This window comes from Streptomyces sp. NPDC058877 (genome assembly GCF_042742855.1).
Taxonomy (GTDB): Bacteria; Actinomycetota; Actinomycetes; order Streptomycetales; family Streptomycetaceae; genus Streptomyces.
In genome coordinates, this window is the sequence record NZ_JBHYMF010000379.1 from 1 (window position 1) to 1,797 (window position 1,797).

General features: G+C 68.3%; 1 protein-coding gene and 1 pseudogene. Both read right to left on the reverse strand.

Going from position 1 to position 1,797, the window contains the following annotated elements:
- Positions 1 to 97: 97 nt before the first annotated feature.
- A complete protein-coding gene (locus ACFW2Y_RS35695) occupies positions 98 to 796 on the reverse strand; it encodes a nucleotidyltransferase domain-containing protein (RefSeq protein WP_384887879.1) in 699 nt (232 codons plus the stop codon).
- 318 nt (positions 797 to 1,114) lie between these two features.
- A pseudogene (locus tag ACFW2Y_RS35700) lies at positions 1,115 to 1,797 on the reverse strand (hypothetical protein); the annotation flags it as partial.

Below are 1,797 nucleotides of genomic sequence, written 5' to 3' on the forward strand. Positions count from 1 at the left end.
GCGAGCCCCAACAGGGCCGCCGGCGAGGGCGAATCGGGCCACGACCTGCGGATTCCGCCAGCTTGATCGGCTACACCACTCGGCGGGACGCCATCACTCATCGGATGGCGTACCCGTCCCACAGCGGGCCGCCAGCCAGGTCCAGCACCTCTGCCACGACCGCGGCGAAGGCCCTCGCATCCCCGGTGATCGCCCGGGGGGCAGCTTCGGACAACGCGCGGTGCACCCCGGGGTCGGCCGCGTCTAGCCGCCGCGACAACCACTTGCCTCCGCCGAGCCAGTGCCCGCCGACCAGGAGGGCCAGCTCCGAGGCACGCTGCAACATGTGCGAGACCAAGTACACCCGCTCTGCAGGGTCCGCACAGCCGCGCAGATCATCGAGCAAGTCGGTCAGAACGTACCGCTGGTAGTCACGCTCATGGTCCGAGAGCGGCGGCGGGCCCGCGGCCCAACGCCTCCGCGCCTCGCCCTGGAGCGAAGCGCCCAGCCCATCCGTGTCGACCAGGAGCATGCCGTCAGCACACATGGCGAGCAGCGGCGAACTCCGCTTCGCGGTCTCCTGGTCGGCGAAGCTGTGCCAGACGGCCTCCGTTTGCACGAACAGCTCCACCGGCCAGCCGCGGTACACCAGGTTCTCCCGGCTGGGGGCAGGCGGCCCGTCCAAGAGGACCACGATGTCCAGATCAGACGTGGGCGTCCGGCGGTCGGTCAGCACGCTGCCGGCGAGGAAGGCCGCCCGGGCGGCGGGAAAACGGTCCCGCACCAGTTCGCGGGCGGTCAGCACGGGGTCATCCATCACCGCAGCCTACGCACCGACGTCGCCCCTGTAAGAGCGCGGGTGGGTCGTGTCCCGCCACGTGGTGTAGAGGATCACGTTCCACTTCGGCAGCGTGCCACCTGTGACCACCGCGTTGGTGCCGAGGGGGCAGTAGTGATGCTCGCCGTTACACCACTCTGCGGGACGCGATCCGCGGGTGCGCGCCGCACCTCAGCGGGTGTTCCTACTCCTCATCGACTTTCATGCGTTCCACGGACACCGGGCGATGCCGAAGCCCACCGACAAGTGCTCCGCGTCTCACCTACGCAGCCGCACCCAGGATGTCTGGGTTCCGAGTCAAACCGCGGTCTGAACCGCCCCCAGGAACTCCTTCCACGAGGTCTTCTTCTGGCCGGGCAGGGCGTGCTTCAGGCTGAGGTGCAGCGTACGGCGCAGGGGATGGGGGGACTGCGTGATTGCCTCGTTCCGGGCCGCGAGGCGGGCGAGTTCCGCCAGGGTGGGCAGTCGATCGCTCTTGGCTCCGTTGCAGGAGGCATGTGCAGGAGCGAGGTTCCACAGGGCGTCCAGATCTGGGCCCCGCCAAGAGCCGACGCTGCCGAAGCGGCGCATCAGGGAGAAGGGGAAGACGTGGTCGACGGCTACGGCGTCCCCCGAGGCCAGAGCGTCGCCGCAGATCAGGCAGCGGCCGTGTTGAAACCCGACCGTGGCGTCAACGATGCCGGTCACCGAGCGGCGTCGGCGTTTGTCGGTGATCTTAAGCGTGTCCCAGTCGACCGTGACACCCTCCTCAACGAGGCTGCGCCCGACGCCAGCAGCAAAGGAGCTCTCCACGATGCTCCAGCGCGCACCCAGCTCGGCAGCCAGGCTTGACGCCTGCTCCGACTGTGCCAGCCGGAGCAGGTCAGGAGTCAGGCGCACGATGCGTTGAGCTGTACTGAGATTTGTGGAGTCCCTGATGCCAGGGTTACGGTCCTGGCGAAGGAGATCCACCAGCACCATGGCAGCACCCCGTAAATATC

Coding starts and splice junctions, on each gene's coding strand:
- ACFW2Y_RS35695 (WP_384887879.1), bottom strand. CDS start 796: ATGGATGACCCCGTGCTGACCGCCCGCGAACTGGTGCGGGACCGTTTT.